The sequence below is a fragment of the Delftia sp. K82 genome, assembly GCF_002193035.1.
Classification (GTDB): Bacteria; Pseudomonadota; Gammaproteobacteria; order Burkholderiales; family Burkholderiaceae_C; genus Comamonas; species Comamonas acidovorans.
Genome location: NZ_MYFL01000003.1, coordinates 457573 through 474881 on the forward strand (window position 1 = coordinate 457573; position 17309 = coordinate 474881).

Genomic DNA, 17309 nt, shown 5'->3' on the forward strand with positions numbered 1-17309 from the left:
GATATGCCGTGGACTCACGCAAACCGCTGGACGCGCGCGCCGCCGCGCTGATGCTCATGCTGTGCCTGATCTGGAGCCTGCAGCAGATCCTGCTCAAGGCCACGGCCGATGCCATTGCGCCCACGCTGCAGATCGCGCTGCGCTCGGGCGTGGGCGCTGTGCTGGTGTGGCTGTTCATGCGCTGGCGCGGCATGCGCGTGCAGTGGGGCGACGGCAGCTGGCGCCCGGGCCTGGCCGTGGGCACGCTGTTTGCGCTGGAATTCCTGCTGGTGGGCGAGAGCATCAACCACACCTCGGCCGCCCATGTGGTGGTCTTTCTGTATTCCGCCCCCGTGTTCGCGGCGCTGGGCCTGCACTGGAAGCTGCCATCGGAGCGCCTGGCGCCGCTGCAATGGCTGGGCATCGCACTGGCCTTTGCCGGCATAGCGCTGGCCTTCCTGGGCGGCGGCAAGCCTTCGAAGGCAGCCGGCGCCGCCATGCTGCTGGGCGACCTGCTGGCACTGGCTGCCGGCGTGGCCTGGGGCGCCACCACGGTGGCCATCCGCACCACTCGGCTGGCATCGCTGCCCGCCGCGCAGACCCTGCTCTACCAACTGGCCACCGGCTTTGCGCTGCTGCTGCCCGCCGCCTTCCTGCTGGGCCAGACCCGCTTCGAGCCCACGCCGCTGGCCTGGGCCGGCCTGGCCTTCCAGTCCGTGCTGGTCTGCTTCGTGAGCTTCCTGGTCTGGTTCTGGCTGCTCACGCAATACCTGGCCTCGCGCCTGGGCGTGTTCTCTTTCATGACGCCCATCTTCGGCGTGGTCTTCGGTGCCTGGCTGCTCAGCGAGCCCATCGAGCCCAACTTCCTGGCCGGGGCGCTGATGGTGCTGGCCGGGGTGCTGCTGGTGAGCGGGTATGGGTGGCTGAAGTCGCTCAGGCGTCCTGCCTGACCAGTCCCAGCCGCCGCGCCAGCCGCTGCAGGTTGGCGCGGTCCATCTGCAACTCGCGTGCGGCGGCGGCCCAGCTGCCGTGGTGGCGCTGCAGGCTGGCGTCGATCAGATGGCGCTCGTAGCTCTCCACGGCTTCGCGCAGGCCTTGGGGGCTGGCGCCGGGCGATGCGGCCTGTGGGAGGGGCAGGGTCGGGGTGGCCGTCGCCGGGGGCTGCGCGTCATCCCAGAGATCGGCCTGGCACAGCGTGACCATGCGAGCCCGGCCACCGGCTGGAGCGGCGGAGGGCGCACGGCTCAGCGCCCGCAGCACGCCGCGGCTGATGAGGTGCTCCAGCTCCCGGACATTGCCGGGCCAGTCCTGGGCCAGCAAGGCCGATTGCGCGGCCGGGTGCAGGCGCAGGCCGCCCAGGCCCAGGCGCGAGCGGTTTTCCTCGAGGAAGAAGCCGGCCAGCATCAGCACGTCGCTGTCGCGCTCGCGCAGCGCGGGCACGCGCAGCGGGTAGACGCTCAGGCGGTGGAAGAAATCGGCGCGCATGCGGCCTGCCGCCACCTCGGCGGCCAGGTCGCGGTTGGTGGCGGCGATCACGCGCACGTCCACATGGTGTTCGCGGTCCGAGCCCAGGCGCTGCAGCTGGCCGCTTTGCAGCACGCGCAGCAGCTTGGCCTGCACGGGCAGGGACAGCTCGCCCACCTCGTCCAGGAACAGCGTGCCCTGGTCGGCCTGCTCGAACTTGCCGCTGCGCTCGGACAGCGCACCCGTGAAGGCGCCGCGCACATGGCCGAACAGCTCGCTTTCGACCAGGTTGTCGGGCAGGGCCGCGCAGTTGATGCTGACCAGCGCCCGGCCTGCACGCGCCGACTGCGCATGCACGGCCTGGGCCACCAGTTCCTTGCCCGTGCCGGTCTCGCCCGTGATCAGCACGTTGAGGTCGCTGGCCGCGACCAGGGCGATGTCCTTTTGCAGCGCGCGCATGGCCGGGCTCTGGCCGATCAGCGGACGCGATGACTCGCCCCCCGGGGCGGCGCCGGGCGCGGGCAGGGCGCGCGCACTGCGCGCCAACCGGCGCAGCCGCTCGGCCGTGGTCACGGTGGCCGCCGCCAGGTTGCTGAAGGCCTGCAGCGCCGCCAGCGCGGCCGGGTCGGCAAAGCGCCCCGGGTCCAGCGCGTCCAGCGTGAGAAGGCCCCAGGGCAGGCCGCCCGTCTGCAGCACGCAGCCCATGCAGTCGTGGACCTCCAGCGGCCCGTGACCCTGGGCCACCAGGCCGTCATAGGGATCGGGCAGCGGGCTGTCTGGCGCAAAGCGCATGGCCTGGCCCGCCGCCAGCAGCTGGGCGAAGCGCGGGTGCTCGGCAATGCGAAAGCGCCGGCCCAGCGCATCGGGCACCAGGCCATCGATGGCCACGGGCCGCAGCCACTCGCCTTCCAGCCGCAGCAGGGCGGCGGCATCGGCCGGCAGCACGGCGCGCAGGGCTGCCAGCAGGCGGCGAAAGCGCTCGCGCTCGGGCAGGTCCTGGGCCAGGTCGGCCACCAGAGGGGTCAGGGCATGCAGGGCGGTGGATGTGGTCATAAAGACTGCGGTCGCTGTCAAAAAGACTCTATTTGACGAAGGTCATATTGACGCATGAAACGCCAAACCCTTGTTATGCAAGGGCTGCAGTCCTGGCACGGCCCTTGCCTTTGTCAAGGCATGCCCGGCATCGCACCGGGCATGCCCGTCCCCGTACCCAAGGAGTTTCCCGTGCTGACCGACCGCCAACGTGCCATCGTCCAATCCACCGTTCCGCTGCTTGAAACCGGCGGCGAGGCTTTGATCACCCACTTCTACCAGACCATGCTGGGCGAGTACCCCGAGGTGCGCGCCCTGTTCAACATGGCCCACCAGCAAAGCGGTGCCCAGCCGCGTGCCCTGGCCTATAGCGTGCTCATGTACGCCAAGCACATCGACCGGCTCGAAGCCCTGGGCGATCTGCCCGCGCAGATCATCAACAAGCACGTTGCGCTGCAGGTGCAGCCCGAGCACTACCCCATCGTCGGCACCTGCCTGCTGCGCGCCATCCGCGAAGTGCTGGGCGCCGAGATCGCCACCGACGAGGTCATCGATGCCTGGGGCGCCGCCTACCAGCAGCTGGCCGACATCCTGATCGGCGCCGAACGCCAGGCCTATGACCGCACGGCGGCGACCGAGGGCGGCTGGCGCGGCGAGCGCGCCTTCGTGGTCGAGGACAAGGTGGCGGAAAGCGCCGAGATCACCTCGTTCTACCTGGTGCCGGCCGATGGCGGCCCCGTCATTGCCCACCAGCCCGGCCAGTACATCGGCCTGCGCCTGGTGGTGGACGGCCAGGAGCAGCGGCGCAACTACTCGCTGTCCGCGCCCGCCGATGGCCGCAGCCTGCGCATCAGCGTCAAGCGCGAGGCAGGCGGCAAGGTCTCCAACTTCCTGCACGACCGGGTCCAGGTCGGCGACACGCTGCAACTGTTCCCGCCCGCAGGCCACTTCACGCTGCAGCCCGGCGAGCGTCCGCTGGTGCTGATCAGCGGTGGCGTGGGCATCACGCCGACCCTGCCCATGCTGGATGCGGCCTTGCCCAGCAAGCGTCCCGTGGTCTTCATCCACTGCGCGCGTGAGCGCGGTGTTCACGCCTTCCGTGAACGTGTGGATGCGCTGGCCGCAGTGCATCCGCAGCTCAGCCGGTACTACTGCTATGACCGGGTGGAGGAGGGCGATGAGGCCGATGCGCAGGGGCTGCTGACCGCCCGGCAGTTGGGTGAGTGGCTGCCTTCAGTGGATGCCGATGTGTATTTCCTGGGACCGCGGCCGTTCATGCGGTCGGTGAAGGAGTCGTTGCGGGTGTTGGGGGTGCCGGAAGGGCAGGTCCGCTATGAATTCTTTGGGCCGGCGGAGGCGTTGGCCTGATTTGCCGTCGATTCGCTCGGGTCCCCTGGCCTGAGTGGTGGAGCAGGGGCTGGGCCTTGGCCCGCCGTGCATCGGGCGATCAGCCCTGCACGGCCCACATGCCCTGGTTGTCCGACACCCACTCCCCAAACGCCTGTGCGGGCAAGGGCTTGCTGCACAGATAGCCCTGGAAGAAGTCGCACCCCTTGCCGCGCAGGAATGCCAGTTGCTCGGCCGTCTCCACGCCCTCGGCCAGAACCTTGAGCCCCATGGCATGCCCCAGCGCGATCACCGATCCGCTGATGGCCATGTCGTCCGCGCTGTGCGGGATGTCGCGGATGAAGCCCTGATCGATCTTGAGCAGGTCCAGCGGAAAGCGCTTGAGATGGGCGAGCGAGGAGTAGCCGGTGCCGAAGTCGTCGATGGCCAGCCGCAGGCCCTGGGCGCGCAGGCGGCGCATGACGGCCAGGGCCTCCTCGGGGCGCTCGGCCAGGGCGCTTTCGGTGATCTCCAGCTCCAGGCAGTGCGGAGCGAAGCCCGTGGCGGCCAGCGCGTCGGCGGTGGCGCCGGCGATGTCGGTCAGCAGGAACTGGTGCAGCGAGACATTGACCGCGATGGTCATCTCGGGCAGGCCCAGATCGCGCCAGCGCCGGCCCTGGGCGCAGGCCTCGCGCAGCACCCACAGGCCCAGCGCGCCGATGACGCCCGAGCTTTCGGCCACGGGAATGAAGCGTGCCGGGGAGATGAGGCCCTCGTCCGGGTCCAGCCAGCGCACCAGGGCCTCGGCGCCCACCAGGCGGCCCGTGGCCAGGTCGATCTGGGGCTGGAAGTACAGGCGCAGGTGGCCCAGGTCTATGGCCTGCCGCAGCCGTGCCTCCATGGCCAGCCGCTCGCGCGCGGCCGAGGTCATGTCTTCCTCGAAGAAGCACCAGGCACGGCCGCTGCGCGACTTGGCGCCGTAGACGGCGGCATGCGCGCCCTGCAGCAGGTCCTGGGCATTGCCGGCGTGGGAGGGATACATGCAGATGCCCACGCTGACGCCGGCCATGACGGACAGGCCGTCCGGCGAGCTCCAGGGCTGGCCGGCCGCCGCGATCAGTTGCCGTGCGCGGGCGATGGCGTCGCCGCGCTCGGCCATGCCCTTGCACAGCACTGCCAGTTCGTCACCGGCCATGCGACCTATGAGGTCCTGGGGTCCCAGGGAGTCGTGCACACGGGCGGCGATGTGGCGCAGCACCTGGTCGCCAATGGCGTGGCCGTAGCTGTCGTTGACGTCCTTGAAGCGATCGATGTTCAGCAGCATCACGGCCAGCGTGCCCTGCTCGGCGGCCGCCTCGGCCACGGCGTCTTCCAGCAGCGCTGTGAAGCGCACGCTGTTGGGCAGGCCGGTGAGCATGTCGCGGTGGGCCAGGAATTCGAGCTGGGCCTCGCGCGCCTTCTCGGCCGAGATGTCGGTGAACATGCACACGTAGTGCGTGACCTTGCCCTGTGCGTCCTTGACGGCGCTGAGCGACATGCGCTCGGGGAAGACCTCGCCGTTCTTGCGGCGGTTCCAGATCTCGCCCTGCCAGTGGCCCGTGGCCTGCATGCTGTCCCACATGGCCTCGTAGAAGGCCTTGTCATGGCGGCCGGACTTGAACATGCGCGGGGTCTTGCCCAGCATCTCCTGCTCGGTATAGCCCAGCAGCCGCGTGAAGGCGCTGTTGACCGAGAGGATGCGGCTGCGCGCGTCGGTGACGACCACGCCCTCCATGGTGTTGTCCACCACGGCGGTGGCCAGGCGCTGGCGTTCGTCGGCCTCCCGCCCGGCGGCCATCGCGGCATGGGCAGTGCGCTCTCCACGGCGCATGCGCCACAGCAGCCAGCCGCCGCCCACGGCCGTGACCAGCACCAGGGTCACCGAGGACAGCATGCGCCGCTGCGCCGCCGCCTCGGGCGGAATCTGCAGGTGCGCCAGCAGCCATTCCACGCCCCAGAGCCACAGCAGACCTGCGCACACGTACAGGGTCATTGCGCCCCAGAGCGGTATTCGGGGCTGCTCTCCCTGATCTTGCATGTGGTTCCTCAGAACGTTCCCAGAACGTGTGACTTGCGCAGGGTCGTGTCCATGCTGCGACAATTGCGCCGCTATGACCCAAGCCTATATTCTTACCCTTTCGTGCCCCGACCGGCTCGGTCTGGTACATGCCGTCTCGGGCTTTCTGCTCGAGCAAGGCGGCAACATCGAAGAGGCCGCGCAGTATAACGACCCGGCCACCGGACTGTTCTTCATGCGCGTGCAATTTGCCTGCAACGGCTGCGATCCCGCGGCTCTGAGGGCGGCCCTGGCCGACCTGGGCGGCCAGTACCAGATGAAGTGGCGCCTGCACACCAAGGCCGAAGCCATGAAGACCGTGCTCATGGTCAGCAAGGAAGGCCACTGCCTCAACGACCTGCTGTTTCGCTGGAAGAGCGGCCTGCTGCCGGTGGACATCCGCGCCATCATCAGCAACCACCGCGAGTTCTACCAGCTGGCGGCCAGCTACAACATCCCCTTCCACCACATTCCCGTCACGGCTGCCACCAAGGCCCAGGCCGAGGCAAAGCAGTTCGAGATCATCGAGGCCGAAGGCGCCGAGCTCGTGGTGCTGGCGCGCTACATGCAGGTGCTGTCCAACGACCTGTGCACCAAGCTGGCGGGCCGCGCGATCAATATCCACCACAGCTTCCTGCCCAGCTTCAAGGGCGCCAAGCCCTACTACCAGGCCCATGACCGCGGCGTGAAGCTGATCGGCGCCACGGCCCACTATGTGACGGCCGACCTGGACGAAGGCCCGATCATCGAGCAGGACGTGGCCCGCGCCGACCACACCGACACCGTGGAGGACCTCACGGCCCGCGGCCGCGACACCGAGAGCCAGGTGCTGGCCCGCGCCGTCAAGTGGCACAGCGAGCACCGCGTCATCCTCAACGGCCACAAGACCGTGGTCTTCCGCTGAAGCCGGCTCCCGGCCGCCCATGGCGAACGTGACCCTTGCCGCCGGCAGCGGCTTTGCCCCGCCCGGCAGCGGCGCCCGCCGCATCCCGCCCATACAGTGCCTGCTCACTTTCGAGGCGCTGGCGCGGCTGCGCAGCGTGACGCAGACGGCCGAGGAGCTGTGCGTCACGCCCAGCGCCGTCAGCCACCGCGTGCGCCAGCTCGAGCAGATCCTGGGCACGCGGCTGTTCGGCCGCTCGGACTTTTCGCTCACCACCGAAGGCAGCGCCTACCTGTCCCACGTGCGCGAGGGCCTGGGCGCGCTGCAGCGCTTTCCGGGCGAGGTGACGGCACCGGGCCGCCGCAGGCTCAAGCTTGCGGTCACGCCCACCTTTGCGCGCGTGATCCTGATCCCGCGCCTGCGCCAGTTCACGGAAACCTATCCCGAGATCGACATCGCCCTGCAGGTCTCCATCCCGCTGCTGGACGTGGTTGCCGAGGATGCCGACCTGATGGTGCGCTTCGGCCCCGGCCACTATGCCGATGTGGAGCACATCGAACTGGCGCGCGACGTGGTCACGCCGCTGGCCTCGCCGGCCTTCATCCGCGAGCACGGCCCCTTCGAGCAGCCCCAGGACCTGGAAGGCATGCCCCTGCTGCGCAGCCCGCTGGAGCCCTGGCGCACCTGGTTCGGCGCCACCGGCCTGGACTGGCCCGAGCCGCACGAGGGCTCGCAGTTCAACGACATCGGCCTGATGTGCGACGCGGCATCGGCCGGCATGGGCATCGCCCTGGTGCGCCACAAGCTGGGCGCGCCCTGGCTGGACAACGGCACCCTGGTGCGCCTGTTCGACGTGGACACGGCCAGCCCCCATGCCCACTACCTGTGCTGGCGCACCGGAACGATGGACCGCTGGGAATGCGCGGCCTTTGCTGAATGGTTGAAGAGGGCGATGGCCTGCTGAGGCGCCCACAACGGATTTCACGGATTTCACGCACCGTTGCAATAAACATCAGCGCAGCCCCGCTGCACAAAGACGGCGGCATCGCCTAAAGTCAGGCTCCATGACTCCCGCCAGCTCCCCAGCCAGCCTCGCTCCCGGCGCCATGGCGTCGGCCGCCGCCGATGCCGCCCATCGACAGCCTGCAACCTCCGAGCGCGCACGGCGCCAGGCCGAGGTCGTGGCCGCGCTGGCCCGCCATGTGCCCGCCCACGCCCTGCTGTGGAATGCCGAGGACACCACGCCCTATGAATGCGACGGCCTCACGGCCTACCGCCAGCGCCCGCTGGTGGTCTGCCTGCCCGAGACCGAGGCCCAGGTCCAGGCCGTGCTGCGAGCCTGCCACGCCATCCAGGTGCCCGTGATCGCGCGTGGCGCGGGCACCGGGTTGTCGGGCGGTGCCTTGCCCCATCCCATGGGCGTGACGCTGTCGCTGGCCAAGTTCAACAAGATCCTGCAGGTCGATGCGGCCAGCCGCACGGCCGTGGTGCAGTGCGGCGTGCGCAACCTGGCCATCAGCGAGGCCGCCGCGCCCTTCGGCCTGTACTACGCGCCCGATCCCAGCAGCCAGATCGCCTGCACCATCGGCGGCAACGTGGCCGAGAACTCGGGCGGCGTGCACTGCCTCAAGTACGGGCTGACCGTGCACAACGTGCTCAAGGTGCGCGGCTTCACCGTGGAGGGCGAGCCGGTGGAGTTCGGCTCCACGGCGCTGGACACGCCGGGCTTCGACCTGCTGGCCATCCTGGTCGGCAGCGAAGGCATGCTAGCCGTTACCACCGAAGTCACCGTGCGCCTGATCCCCAAGCCCCAGCTGGCGCGCTGCATCATGGCCAGCTTCGACGACGTGCGCAAGGCCGGCGACGCCGTGGCCGCCGTGATCGCGGCCGGCATCATCCCGGCCGGGCTGGAGATGATGGACAAGCCCATGACGGCCGCCGTCGAGGACTTCGTCAAGGCCGGCTACGACCTCACGGCCGAGGCCATCCTGCTGTGCGAGAGCGACGGCACGCCCGAGGAAGTCGAGGAAGAGATCGCCCACATGAGCGAAGTGCTGCGCAGCGCGGGCGCCACGGCCATCACGGTGAGCGAAAGCGAGGCCGAGCGCCTGCGCTTCTGGAGCGGGCGCAAGAACGCCTTTCCCGCCAGCGGGCGCATCAGCCCCGACTACATGTGCATGGACTCCACCATCCCGCGCAAGCGCCTGGCCGACATCCTGCTGGCCATCCAGGAGATGGAAAAGAAATACGGCCTGCGCTGCGCCAACGTCTTCCACGCGGGCGACGGCAACCTGCACCCGCTGATCCTGTTCGATGCCAACGATCCCGACGAGCTGCACCGCTGCGAGCTGTTCGGCGCCGACATCCTGGAGACCAGCGTGGCCATGGGCGGCACGGTCACGGGCGAGCATGGCGTGGGTGTGGAAAAGCTCAACTCCATGTGCACCCAGTTCACCACGGCCGAGAACGACCAGATGTTCGCGCTCAAGGCCGCCTTCGACCCGCAGGCCCTGCTCAACCCCGGCAAGGTGATTCCCACGCTCAACCGCTGCGCCGAGTACGGAAAGATGCTGGTGCGCGGCGGCCAGATCTCACACCCGGACCTGCCGAGATTCTGAGGAGCAGTGCAACGGGCGCGGTGCAGCCGGCGCCGTGCAACGAGCACCATGCAACCCGCTGGTCACGGCTGCTGCAGGCAGCGCAGCCACAGCCCATCGAGCGCGCGGGCCAGCGCAGCTTCCTGCCGGGGCACGGCCAGGTCTGCCGCGAGGTCTTCGATCATGGCCTCCAGTGGTACGGCATGGGACAGGGTGCGCATGCCGCATTCCATCGCCAAGGCGGTGTCCAGGTAGACCACGCGCGCGCCGGCCACGCCCCAGCGCGTGAGTTCGCGCACACGGCCGACCTGGTTCAGCCGCAGGCGCATCGCCTCCAGCCGCTCGGCCAGGGATCTGCGGATGCGCTCCCCTGTCTCGGGCCGGTCCTCCTCCAGTCTGCGCAGCGCCGCCTCCTGCTGCTCTAGCGTGCGCTCCAGTGTCCGCAGAGCCGCCTCGCGCCCCAGCCGGGCCTCGTCGTAGCGCGGCAGGGCTGCACGCATGCGCTCCAGCGTCTGCTTGCGTTCGCGTGCGTAGACCGGCTCGGCGGGGCGCCCGGAACGCACGCAAGCGTCGGCGGCCAGCACCAGCCGCTGCGGAGCTGCTTCGGCGCCCAGCCCTTGCGGACGGAAGCTGCGGCAGTCTGTCATTTCCTCCAGCATGCGCAGGTCTTCCAGGTGCAGGCGCATGCGTTCCGCGTCCTTCTGCGCCTCAAGCCGATGGCGGCCCAGCATCTCCTGGCGCTGGCGCTCCAGCATCAGCAATTCGCGCCAGCCGCCACGCAGCCGGGCCTCGAACCGCGCCTGCTCGCCATCGGCCGCTTGCTGCAGCTGCTCGGCATCCTGGCGCAGACGCAGCTGCAGGTATCCATGCGTGCCTGATCTCTCGCAGGTGTACTCGACGATGCGCCCGCCGTTTCCATCGCCCACGCTGCGCCATGCACTGCGCGCGCATGCGTTCCTCTCCTGGAGCACCTGGCCTATCGAGACCCCCGATGCACCGCCCCAGGATGCGGCCCGGACCGCCAGGACATCACCGTCGTCACCGCCGCAACCGCCCAGCACCAGTACAAGGCTCGAGGGCAGCAGCCACACTCGTTGCCAACGCATTTGCTCCCCCGTGCATGTGATTTCCAGATCGATGGTTGATATTAACTATCAATCAAAAAGAGATGTGATTTTTATCAATACTCACATCTCAATCAGACCAATCCCATAGCGTTCGCGCATGCAGGATGCAAAGCAGCGGTTTGCTCAAAAATTACGTGATTCAATGCAGGCCCAGGGCTATGAAGCCAGGCCTGCCGTGCTGGAGCACGAGTTCAATTCCCGTTTCTGGGGCAAGCCCATGTCCCAGCACGGCGTGCGCCTCTGGCTGGTCGGCAAGACCATGCCCAACGCCAAGAAACTCGCTGCGCTGGCCGACTGGCTGCAGGTGCCGCTGGAGGAGTTCCTGCGCTCGCCGCAGCAGGTTCGCGAGGTGCGCGAGCCCAAGAGCGCCTGGTCCGCAGGCCTGGGCTACGAGGACAACGAGCTGTTCAAGATCTACCTGCGCCTTCCCGTGCCCAAGCGCCGGCTGGCGCGCGACGTGATCCTGGCCATTGCGCGCGCCCATGATGCCGAGGAAGCGGAACGCGCCGCAGGCTCGTAGCCAGGCGGCGCGTCGGGTTTGCATTGATCCGGCACCTGCGGGGCACGGGCCCCGCCTGCGCATCAGCCACCCATGGCACGCTGGCGTGCATCGCGCTGGGCAGGCGTTTCGTTGATCAGTTCATTGATCACTTCCTGGCGTGTCTTGCCCGCGCCGGTCTGCGGTGCGGGAGCCGGATAGACGCCGGCATTGAAGCGCGAAGTGCCGCCCTGGCGCACGGCCGCCTCGGCCTCGGCCGTCACCTGGGCGCGCGTCTTGCTGCTCTTGAAATGCTCGGGGTGGACGACGGCGCCCGCCTCGTTGTTGGCCGGGTGGATGTATCCGGCCGCCGATGCCATGCCGGGCAGCAGCAGCGCTGCCGATGCGGCCAGGCCGGCAATGAGGGTGGCGGGGGTGAAGCGGCGTTGCGACATGATGTGATTCCTTTCAGGCACGTTGGTAATTCGTTCTCCCCACGCCCCGCGATGCGGAACGCCGAGGAGAGGACTCCAATGTAGAAATCACGTGCCCACACCAGCCCCACAGGATGGTGACATTGCTGTCATACAACCGGCACAGATGACCGCGATGACCGAGACACTGCGGCGCCTCGGCGCTCGTCACCCCCGGTACTGCGCACGCGCGCGGCCGGGCGCCAGAGGGTCCAGACGCACGTCCAGCAGGCCCTCGGCATCGCCCGCGATGCGTGCCAGCGTCTGGCCGAAGGGATCGGCGAACTGGCTTTCACCGCAGAAGGCGTAGCTGTCGCCGGGACCGGCGCGGTTGGCCATGGCGATGTAGCACTGGTTGTCCATGGCGCGCACGGGCACGGCGTGGCGATGGATGTGGCCGTAGGGGTGCATCATCCCGTCCATCAGCACGATCAGGTCCACGCCCTGCACGCCCAGGGCGCGGGCCGGTACCGGAAACTCGATGTCGAAGCAGATCAGCAGTCCCACTCGCAGGCCGCGCCATGTGCAGACGGGCTGGCGATCCCCGGCCTCGAAGACCCCTTGGTCCGAGTCGTAGAGCATGGTCTTGCGGTAGTGCAGCAGCACCTGGCCATCGGCATCGATCAGCAGGCCGGCATTGAAGTGGCGGCCCTGGTCTGCTTCGGCCAGGCCGATGGCGACGGCCACGCCGGCTTGCCGCGCGGCTTCGCGCAGCGCAGTGGCCGAGGGGCCATCCAGCGGCTCGGCCAGCTGCGCCACGTTGTCCGGCCGGGGAAATCCGCTGATGCAGGTTTCGGGAAAGACCAGCAGGTCGGCCTGCCCCGCGCTGGCCCTGATCGTCTTCAGCGTCATCGCCAGGTTGCCGGCAATGTCGCCGTCGCGCAGACGGGGCTGGATGATGCGGATGCGGTGCTCCGTCATGGTGTGCGCTCCTTGAGATGCAAAGGGTGGCTGTCCTGCCGAGACTGGCAACTGGCGGCCTCCTCGGCCTGCAGATCCAGGTTGCGGGCCAGCACCCAGTAAAGGCCGCCGGCCACGAGAATGCCCGGCAGCCAGGCGAAGTCCACGCCGCCCAGCCGCTGCGCAGCCCAGCCTATGAAGACCGCATGGCCGTCCGTGGCGTCGTGGATGTGGAAGAAGGGCACCATGGCCGCAAAGCCGCCCAGATAGGCGCAGATGCCGCGCCAGCCCCAGGCGCCGTAGATGCCCTGTGGCGTGAAGAAATCGGCGATGGCGTAGCGGCCCTTGCGCACCAGGAAGTAGTCCACGAGGTTGACCGCCGTCCACGGCACCAGGAAGTACAGCAGCAGCGCCAGGAAGGAGTGCAGCAATGCCACGCCGCTGCCCTGGATGGACAGCACGCACGCGAGGATGGTGGCGCTGATGGCGGCGATGGCGCCGATGCGTGCACCGAGTGTGCCGAGTGCTTCGCGTGCACCGCGTGCGCTGCGCGTGGGGCGCAGGCCGCCCAGCGAATCCGCCGCCGTGAGCACGGTCAGCGCCGCGCTGTAGGTGTTGAGGGCGATGATGGGCACGAAGGCCACGACGGCCAGGGCAGGCAGCAGCCGGTCCGCGCCCGGGAACAGGCCGGTGCCGATCCGTCCCAGCGCCGCCAGCGCGTCGCCGGCCTGCAGCCGCTGCGCCATCCACGCGCCCAGCCCGATCATCCAGGCCCCGGACAGCGATGCGCCCAGGAAGATGGCCGCGATCAGGCGCCGGGGCGCGGTATGGCGCGGCAGGTAGCGCGAATAGTCGGAGACATAGGGCGCATAGGAGATGTTGTAGCTGGCCGCGATGGTGAACTGCGCGGCAAAGGCGCTCCATGCGAATCCTGGCAATGGCTCCGGCCGAACGTGCAAGGCGGGCTCGCCCATGCCTGCCAGCAACGCCAGCGTGGCCAGCGCATACAGCGGCAGTGCCAGCATCAGCGCGCAGCGGAAGGCCCTGTGCATCACATCGTGGCCGCAGACCGCCAGCAAGGCGCCTACCGCCACGGCCACGCAGGCCGTGGGCGCTGGCGGCAGGCCGAACACGGCCTGCATGCCCTGCATGATGAGAGAGACGTTGACGACGTTGAACCCCGTGAACACCAGCAGCGTGGCGCACAGCGGCAGGGTGACGCCGCGAAAGCCGAACTGCGCGCGCGACTGGATCATCTGCGGCAGCCCCAGCTGCGGCCCCTGCGCGCCGTGCAACGCCATGAACAGCGTGCCGAACATGATGCCCAGCGTGCCGGCCAGGGCGCTCCAGGGCGCCGAAAGCCCCAGTGACGGGCCGACGAAGCCGATGGAAAGCGTGAAGAAGTGGAAGTTGCCCAGGAACCAGAACGGCCCCTGGTCGGCGAGCCGCGCGTGGCGCTCGCTGTCGGGAATGCAGTCGATGGACCGGCTTTCCACGGCGATGCGGGCACGGCCGTGCTGTCCGCTGGCGGGGCTGTTCATGGCCTTGTCTCCCTCCCGTTGTCCTTGCTGTTGTGGGACAAATTCTAGGCAGGAGCCTGCCGCCGCTCCATGCCTGATGCGCGACGTTCACATCGACTGGAAAAGATGTTTGGCCAGCCGGCCAGCCCCTGGTGCCGAGGCGGCCGGGCATGAAAAAGCCCCGCGCCGCCTGGCGGCCACAGGGCCTGCCAGGCGGCATGGGGGCGTGGGTGGCGTGCTACGCGGCTGGTGCCGATGCCGTGGGCACTGCGCCTGCGGCGTCCGCTTCCGACGGGTCGTTGCGGTGCACCAGCCGGTACAGCAGCGGCAGCACCAGCAAGGTCAGCAGCGTGGACGACAGGATGCCGCCGATCACCACCGTGGCCAGCGGCCGCTGCACCTCGGCGCCCGTGCCCGTGGCAATGGCCATGGGCACGAAGCCCAGCGAGGCGACAAGGGCCGTCATCAGCACGGGGCGCAGCCGGGTGAGCGCGCCCTCGGTCACGGCGTCGGGCACGCTGGCGCCCTGTTCGCGCAAGGTTCTGATCCAGGAGATCATGACCAGGCCGTTGAGCACGGCCACGCCCGACAGCGCGATGAAGCCCACCGCCGCCGAGATGGACAGCGGTATGTCGCGCAGCCACAGCGCCAGGATGCCGCCCGTGAGCGCGAACGGAATGCCCGTGAAGACCACCAGCCCGTCGCGCACATTGCCGAACATGGCGAACAGCAGCACGAAGACCATCAGCAGGGCCACGGGCACGACGATCTGCAGGCGGCGCGTGGCCGACTCCAGGTTCTCGAAGGTGCCGCCCCAGCGCGTCCAGTAGCCGGGCGGCAGCGTGAGGCCTTGCAGCTTTTGCTGTGCCTCGCCCACGAAGGAGCCCATGTCGCGCCCGCGCACATTGGCGCTGACCACGATGCGGCGCTTGCCGTCTTCGCGGCTGACCTGGTTGGGGCCGGGCGCGGTCTCGAACGTGGCCACGGCCGACAGCGGCACGAAGCCGATGCGCCCGTCCGCGCCGCGCGGCAGCGCGATGGGCAGCCGGCTCAGGACCTGCAGGTCGTTGCGCACGGCGTCCGGCAGGCGCACCTGGATGTCGAAGCGCCGGTCGCCCTGGAATACCGTGCCGGCCTCGGTGCCGCCCATGGCGGTGCTGATGGCGTCCTGCACATCGCCCATGTTCAGGCCATAGCGCGAGGCCTTTTCGCGGTCAATCTGCACGGTGAGCATGGGCAGGCCCGTGGTCTGCTCGACCTTGACCTCGGAGGCGCCCGCGATCTGCTGCAGCATGCCGGCCACGGTCTGGGCGCTTTTCTCCAGCACGGCCATGTCGTCGCCGAAGATCTTCACGGCCACGTCGCTGCGCACGCCCGAGATCAGCTCGTTGAAGCGCAGCTGGATCGGCTGGGAGAACTCGTAGTTGTTGCCGGGGATGCTGTCCACCAGCGCCTGCACGGCGGCCAGCAGGTCCTCGCGCGAGCGGGCCGGGTCGGGCCACTCGCTGCGGGCTTTCAGCATGATGTAGCCGTCGGAGATGTTGGGCGGCATGGGGTCGGAGGCGATCTCGGCCGTGCCGGTGCGCGCGAACACGCGGTCGATCTCGGGGAACTCCTTCTTGAGCGCCGTCTCGATCTGCATCTGCATTTGCAGCGACTGCGTGAGGCTGGTTCCCGGGATGCGCAGCGCCTGGATGGCGAAGTCGCCCTCGTTGAGGTTAGGGGCGAACTCGCTGCCCAGGCGCGTGGCCAGCAGCAGGCTCAGCGCCACGGCCACGGCGGCGGCCGTGAGCACCACGGCGGGCGCGGCCATGACGCGCGCCAGCACGGGCGCATAGGCGCGGCGCGCCCAGCCCATGAGGCGGTTTTCCTTCTCGGCCACCTTGTCGCCCATGAACAGCGCAATCGCCGCCGGGATGAAGGTGATGGACAGCAGCATGGCGCCGGCCAGCGCAATGACCACCGTGAGCGCCATGGGATGGAACATCTTCCCCTCCACGCCCGTGAGCGCGAAGATGGGCAGGTAGACCACCATGATGATGAGCTGGCCGAACAGCAGCGGGCGGCGCGCTTCCTTCGCGGCGGCGAAGACTTCATGGAAGCGCTCGCTGCGCGTCAGCGACCGTCCTCGCGCCTCCTGCGCATGTGCCAGGCGGCGCACGCAGTTCTCCACGATGACCACGGCGCCGTCGATGATGATGCCGAAGTCCAGTGCCCCCAGGCTCATGAGGTTGGCGCTGACCTTGTAGTGCACCATGCCCGTGAAGGTGAACAGCATGGACAGCGGGATGATCAGCGCCGTGATCAGCGCCGCGCGCAGGTTGCCCAGGAACAGGAAGAGGATGACCACCACCAGGGCTGCGCCCTCCACCAGGTTCTTCTTGACCGTGGCGATGGCTTTGTCCACCAGGTTCGTGCGGTCGTAGACGGTGATGGCCTTGACGCCCGGGGGCAGGCCCCGGTTGATCTCGGCCATGCGCTGGTCCACGGCGCGCGAGACGGTGCGGCTGTTCTCGCCGATCAGCATGAACACCGTGCCCAGCACCACCTCGCGGCCGTTGTCGGTGGCCGCGCCCGTGCGCAGCTCCTGCCCCAGGCCGACCTCGGCCAGGTCGCGGATGCGGATGGGCTGGCCCTGGGCCGAGCCCACGATGACCTCGCGGATGTCGGCGATGCCGCCGACCTGGCCCGGCGCGCGGATCAGGTACTGCTCGCCCTGGCGCTCGATATAGCCCGCACCCACGTTGCTGTTGTTGCGCTGCAGGGCGGTGACGATGTCGGCCAGCGTGAAGCCGTAGGCCGCCAGCTTCTCGGGCGCGGGCGCCACCAGGTACTCCTTGGCGTAGCCGCCGATGGAGTTGATCTCTGTGACGCCAGGCACGTTGCGCAGCTGCGGCTTGATGACCCAGTCCTGGATCTCGCGCAGGTCCATGGGCGTGTAGGGCGTGCCGTCGGGCTTTTTCGCATCGTCCTCGGCTTCCACGGTCCACAGGTAGATCTCGCCCAGGCCCGTGGAGATGGGGCCCAGCGTGGGCGTGATGCCGGCAGGCAGGCTGTCGCGCGCCTGCTGTATGCGCTCGCCCACCAGTTGCCGTGCAAAGTAGATGTCCGTGCCGTCCTTGAACACCACGGTGACCTGGGACAGGCCGTAGCGCGACAGCGAGCGCGTCTGCTCCAGGTGGGGCAGGCCGGCCATCACCGTCTCTATGGGATAGGTGACGCGCTGCTCAGTCTCCAGCGGCGAGTAGCCGCTGGCCTGGGTGTTGATCTGCACCTGGACATTGGTGATGTCGGGCACGGCGTCGATGGGCAGGCGCTGGTAGTTGTAGATGCCCAGGCCCGCCATGGCCAGCACGGCCAGCAGGACCAGCCAGCGCTGCTCTATGGCAAATCGGATGATGCGTTCAAACATGGAGTTCTCCGTTCATGCCCGCA

The 17309-nt window shown here is 68.8% G+C and carries 13 protein-coding genes; 6 read left to right on the forward strand and 7 right to left on the reverse strand.

The window, feature by feature from the left end; all coding sequences use genetic code 11:
• The first annotated feature begins 8 nt into the window (after positions 1-8).
• Positions 9-929 (forward strand): DMT family transporter, encoded by a 921-nt coding sequence (locus tag KDK82_RS18995; protein WP_034389992.1) that lies wholly within the window; start codon positions 9-11, stop codon positions 927-929.
• Here the strand turns inward: KDK82_RS18995 and norR are convergent.
• Entirely contained in the window at positions 913-2496 is a 1584-nt protein-coding gene (norR, locus tag KDK82_RS19000; protein ID WP_088165897.1) for a nitric oxide reductase transcriptional regulator NorR, read from the reverse strand. The two genes, KDK82_RS18995 and norR, sit on opposite strands and share 17 nt — an antisense overlap.
• Before the next feature lie 120 nt (positions 2497-2616).
• On the opposite strand from norR, the gene hmpA reads away from it, so the two are divergent.
• Complete coding sequence (gene hmpA, locus KDK82_RS19005; RefSeq protein WP_088165898.1) at positions 2617-3843, forward strand: NO-inducible flavohemoprotein; 1227 nt, start codon at positions 2617-2619, stop codon at positions 3841-3843.
• 79 nt (positions 3844-3922) lie between these two features.
• On the opposite strand, the gene KDK82_RS19010 is transcribed toward hmpA, so the two are convergent.
• A complete protein-coding gene (locus KDK82_RS19010; protein ID WP_179217940.1) occupies positions 3923-5878 on the reverse strand; it encodes a bifunctional diguanylate cyclase/phosphodiesterase in 1956 nt (651 codons plus the stop codon).
• A 73-nt stretch (positions 5879-5951) separates the two neighbouring features.
• Here KDK82_RS19010 and purU point away from each other — a divergent pair, with 73 nt between their 5' ends.
• From purU to KDK82_RS19025, 3 genes are all read left to right on the forward strand, one after another.
• Positions 5952-6800, forward strand: a complete 849-nt coding sequence (gene purU / locus KDK82_RS19015) for a formyltetrahydrofolate deformylase (protein WP_013804418.1) — start codon at positions 5952-5954, stop codon at positions 6798-6800.
• Positions 6801-6819: 19 nt separating this feature from the next.
• On the forward strand, positions 6820-7743 hold the full coding sequence (locus KDK82_RS19020) for a LysR substrate-binding domain-containing protein (protein WP_012203013.1): 924 nt from the start codon (positions 6820-6822) through the stop codon (positions 7741-7743).
• Positions 7744-7885: 142 nt separating this feature from the next.
• Complete coding sequence (locus KDK82_RS19025; RefSeq protein ID WP_088165900.1) at positions 7886-9397, forward strand: FAD-linked oxidase C-terminal domain-containing protein; 1512 nt, start codon at positions 7886-7888, stop codon at positions 9395-9397.
• A 62-nt stretch (positions 9398-9459) separates the two neighbouring features.
• Here the strand turns inward: KDK82_RS19025 and KDK82_RS19030 are convergent, their stop codons facing one another.
• On the reverse strand, positions 9460-10482 hold the full coding sequence (locus tag KDK82_RS19030; RefSeq protein WP_088165901.1) for a hypothetical protein: 1023 nt from the start codon (positions 10480-10482) through the stop codon (positions 9460-9462).
• Between the two features lie 118 nt (positions 10483-10600).
• On the opposite strand from KDK82_RS19030, the gene KDK82_RS19035 reads away from it, so the two are divergent.
• On the forward strand, positions 10601-11023 hold the full coding sequence (locus KDK82_RS19035) for a hypothetical protein (protein ID WP_013804415.1): 423 nt from the start codon (positions 10601-10603) through the stop codon (positions 11021-11023).
• Positions 11024-11085: 62 nt separating this feature from the next.
• On the opposite strand, the gene KDK82_RS19040 is transcribed toward KDK82_RS19035, so the two are convergent.
• The 4 genes from KDK82_RS19040 to KDK82_RS19055 all read right to left on the reverse strand — a co-directional run bounded on the left by KDK82_RS19040 (position 11086) and on the right by KDK82_RS19055 (position 17286).
• Positions 11086-11436: a DUF4148 domain-containing protein gene (locus tag KDK82_RS19040; protein WP_088165902.1), complete on the reverse strand. Its 351-nt coding sequence runs from the start codon at positions 11434-11436 to the stop codon at positions 11086-11088.
• Positions 11437-11622: 186 nt separating this feature from the next.
• A complete protein-coding gene (locus KDK82_RS19045; protein WP_088165903.1) occupies positions 11623-12375 on the reverse strand; it encodes a carbon-nitrogen hydrolase family protein in 753 nt (250 codons plus the stop codon).
• Entirely contained in the window at positions 12372-13895 is a 1524-nt protein-coding gene (locus KDK82_RS19050) for a cytosine permease (protein ID WP_088165904.1), read from the reverse strand. Before KDK82_RS19050 ends, KDK82_RS19045 begins: the two co-directional genes overlap by 4 nt.
• A 217-nt stretch (positions 13896-14112) precedes the next feature.
• A complete protein-coding gene (locus tag KDK82_RS19055) occupies positions 14113-17286 on the reverse strand; it encodes a CusA/CzcA family heavy metal efflux RND transporter (RefSeq protein ID WP_088165905.1) in 3174 nt (1057 codons plus the stop codon).
• Positions 17287-17309 lie beyond the last annotated feature (23 nt).

Coding starts and splice junctions, on each gene's coding strand:
- norR (WP_088165897.1), bottom strand. CDS start 2,496: ATGACCACATCCACCGCCCTGCATGCCCTGACCCCTCTGGTGGCCGAC.
- hmpA (WP_088165898.1), top strand. CDS start 2,617: ATGCCCGGCATCGCACCGGGCATGCCCGTCCCCGTACCCAAGGAGTTT.
- KDK82_RS19010 (WP_179217940.1), bottom strand. CDS start 5,878: ATGCAAGATCAGGGAGAGCAGCCCCGAATACCGCTCTGGGGCGCAATG.
- purU (WP_013804418.1), top strand. CDS start 5,952: ATGACCCAAGCCTATATTCTTACCCTTTCGTGCCCCGACCGGCTCGGT.
- KDK82_RS19020 (WP_012203013.1), top strand. CDS start 6,820: ATGGCGAACGTGACCCTTGCCGCCGGCAGCGGCTTTGCCCCGCCCGGC.
- KDK82_RS19025 (WP_088165900.1), top strand. CDS start 7,886: ATGGCGTCGGCCGCCGCCGATGCCGCCCATCGACAGCCTGCAACCTCC.
- KDK82_RS19030 (WP_088165901.1), bottom strand. CDS start 10,482: ATGCGTTGGCAACGAGTGTGGCTGCTGCCCTCGAGCCTTGTACTGGTG.
- KDK82_RS19035 (WP_013804415.1), top strand. CDS start 10,601: ATGCAGGATGCAAAGCAGCGGTTTGCTCAAAAATTACGTGATTCAATG.
- KDK82_RS19040 (WP_088165902.1), bottom strand. CDS start 11,436: ATGTCGCAACGCCGCTTCACCCCCGCCACCCTCATTGCCGGCCTGGCC.
- KDK82_RS19045 (WP_088165903.1), bottom strand. CDS start 12,375: ATGACGGAGCACCGCATCCGCATCATCCAGCCCCGTCTGCGCGACGGC.
- KDK82_RS19050 (WP_088165904.1), bottom strand. CDS start 13,895: ATGAACAGCCCCGCCAGCGGACAGCACGGCCGTGCCCGCATCGCCGTG.
- KDK82_RS19055 (WP_088165905.1), bottom strand. CDS start 17,286: ATGTTTGAACGCATCATCCGATTTGCCATAGAGCAGCGCTGGCTGGTC.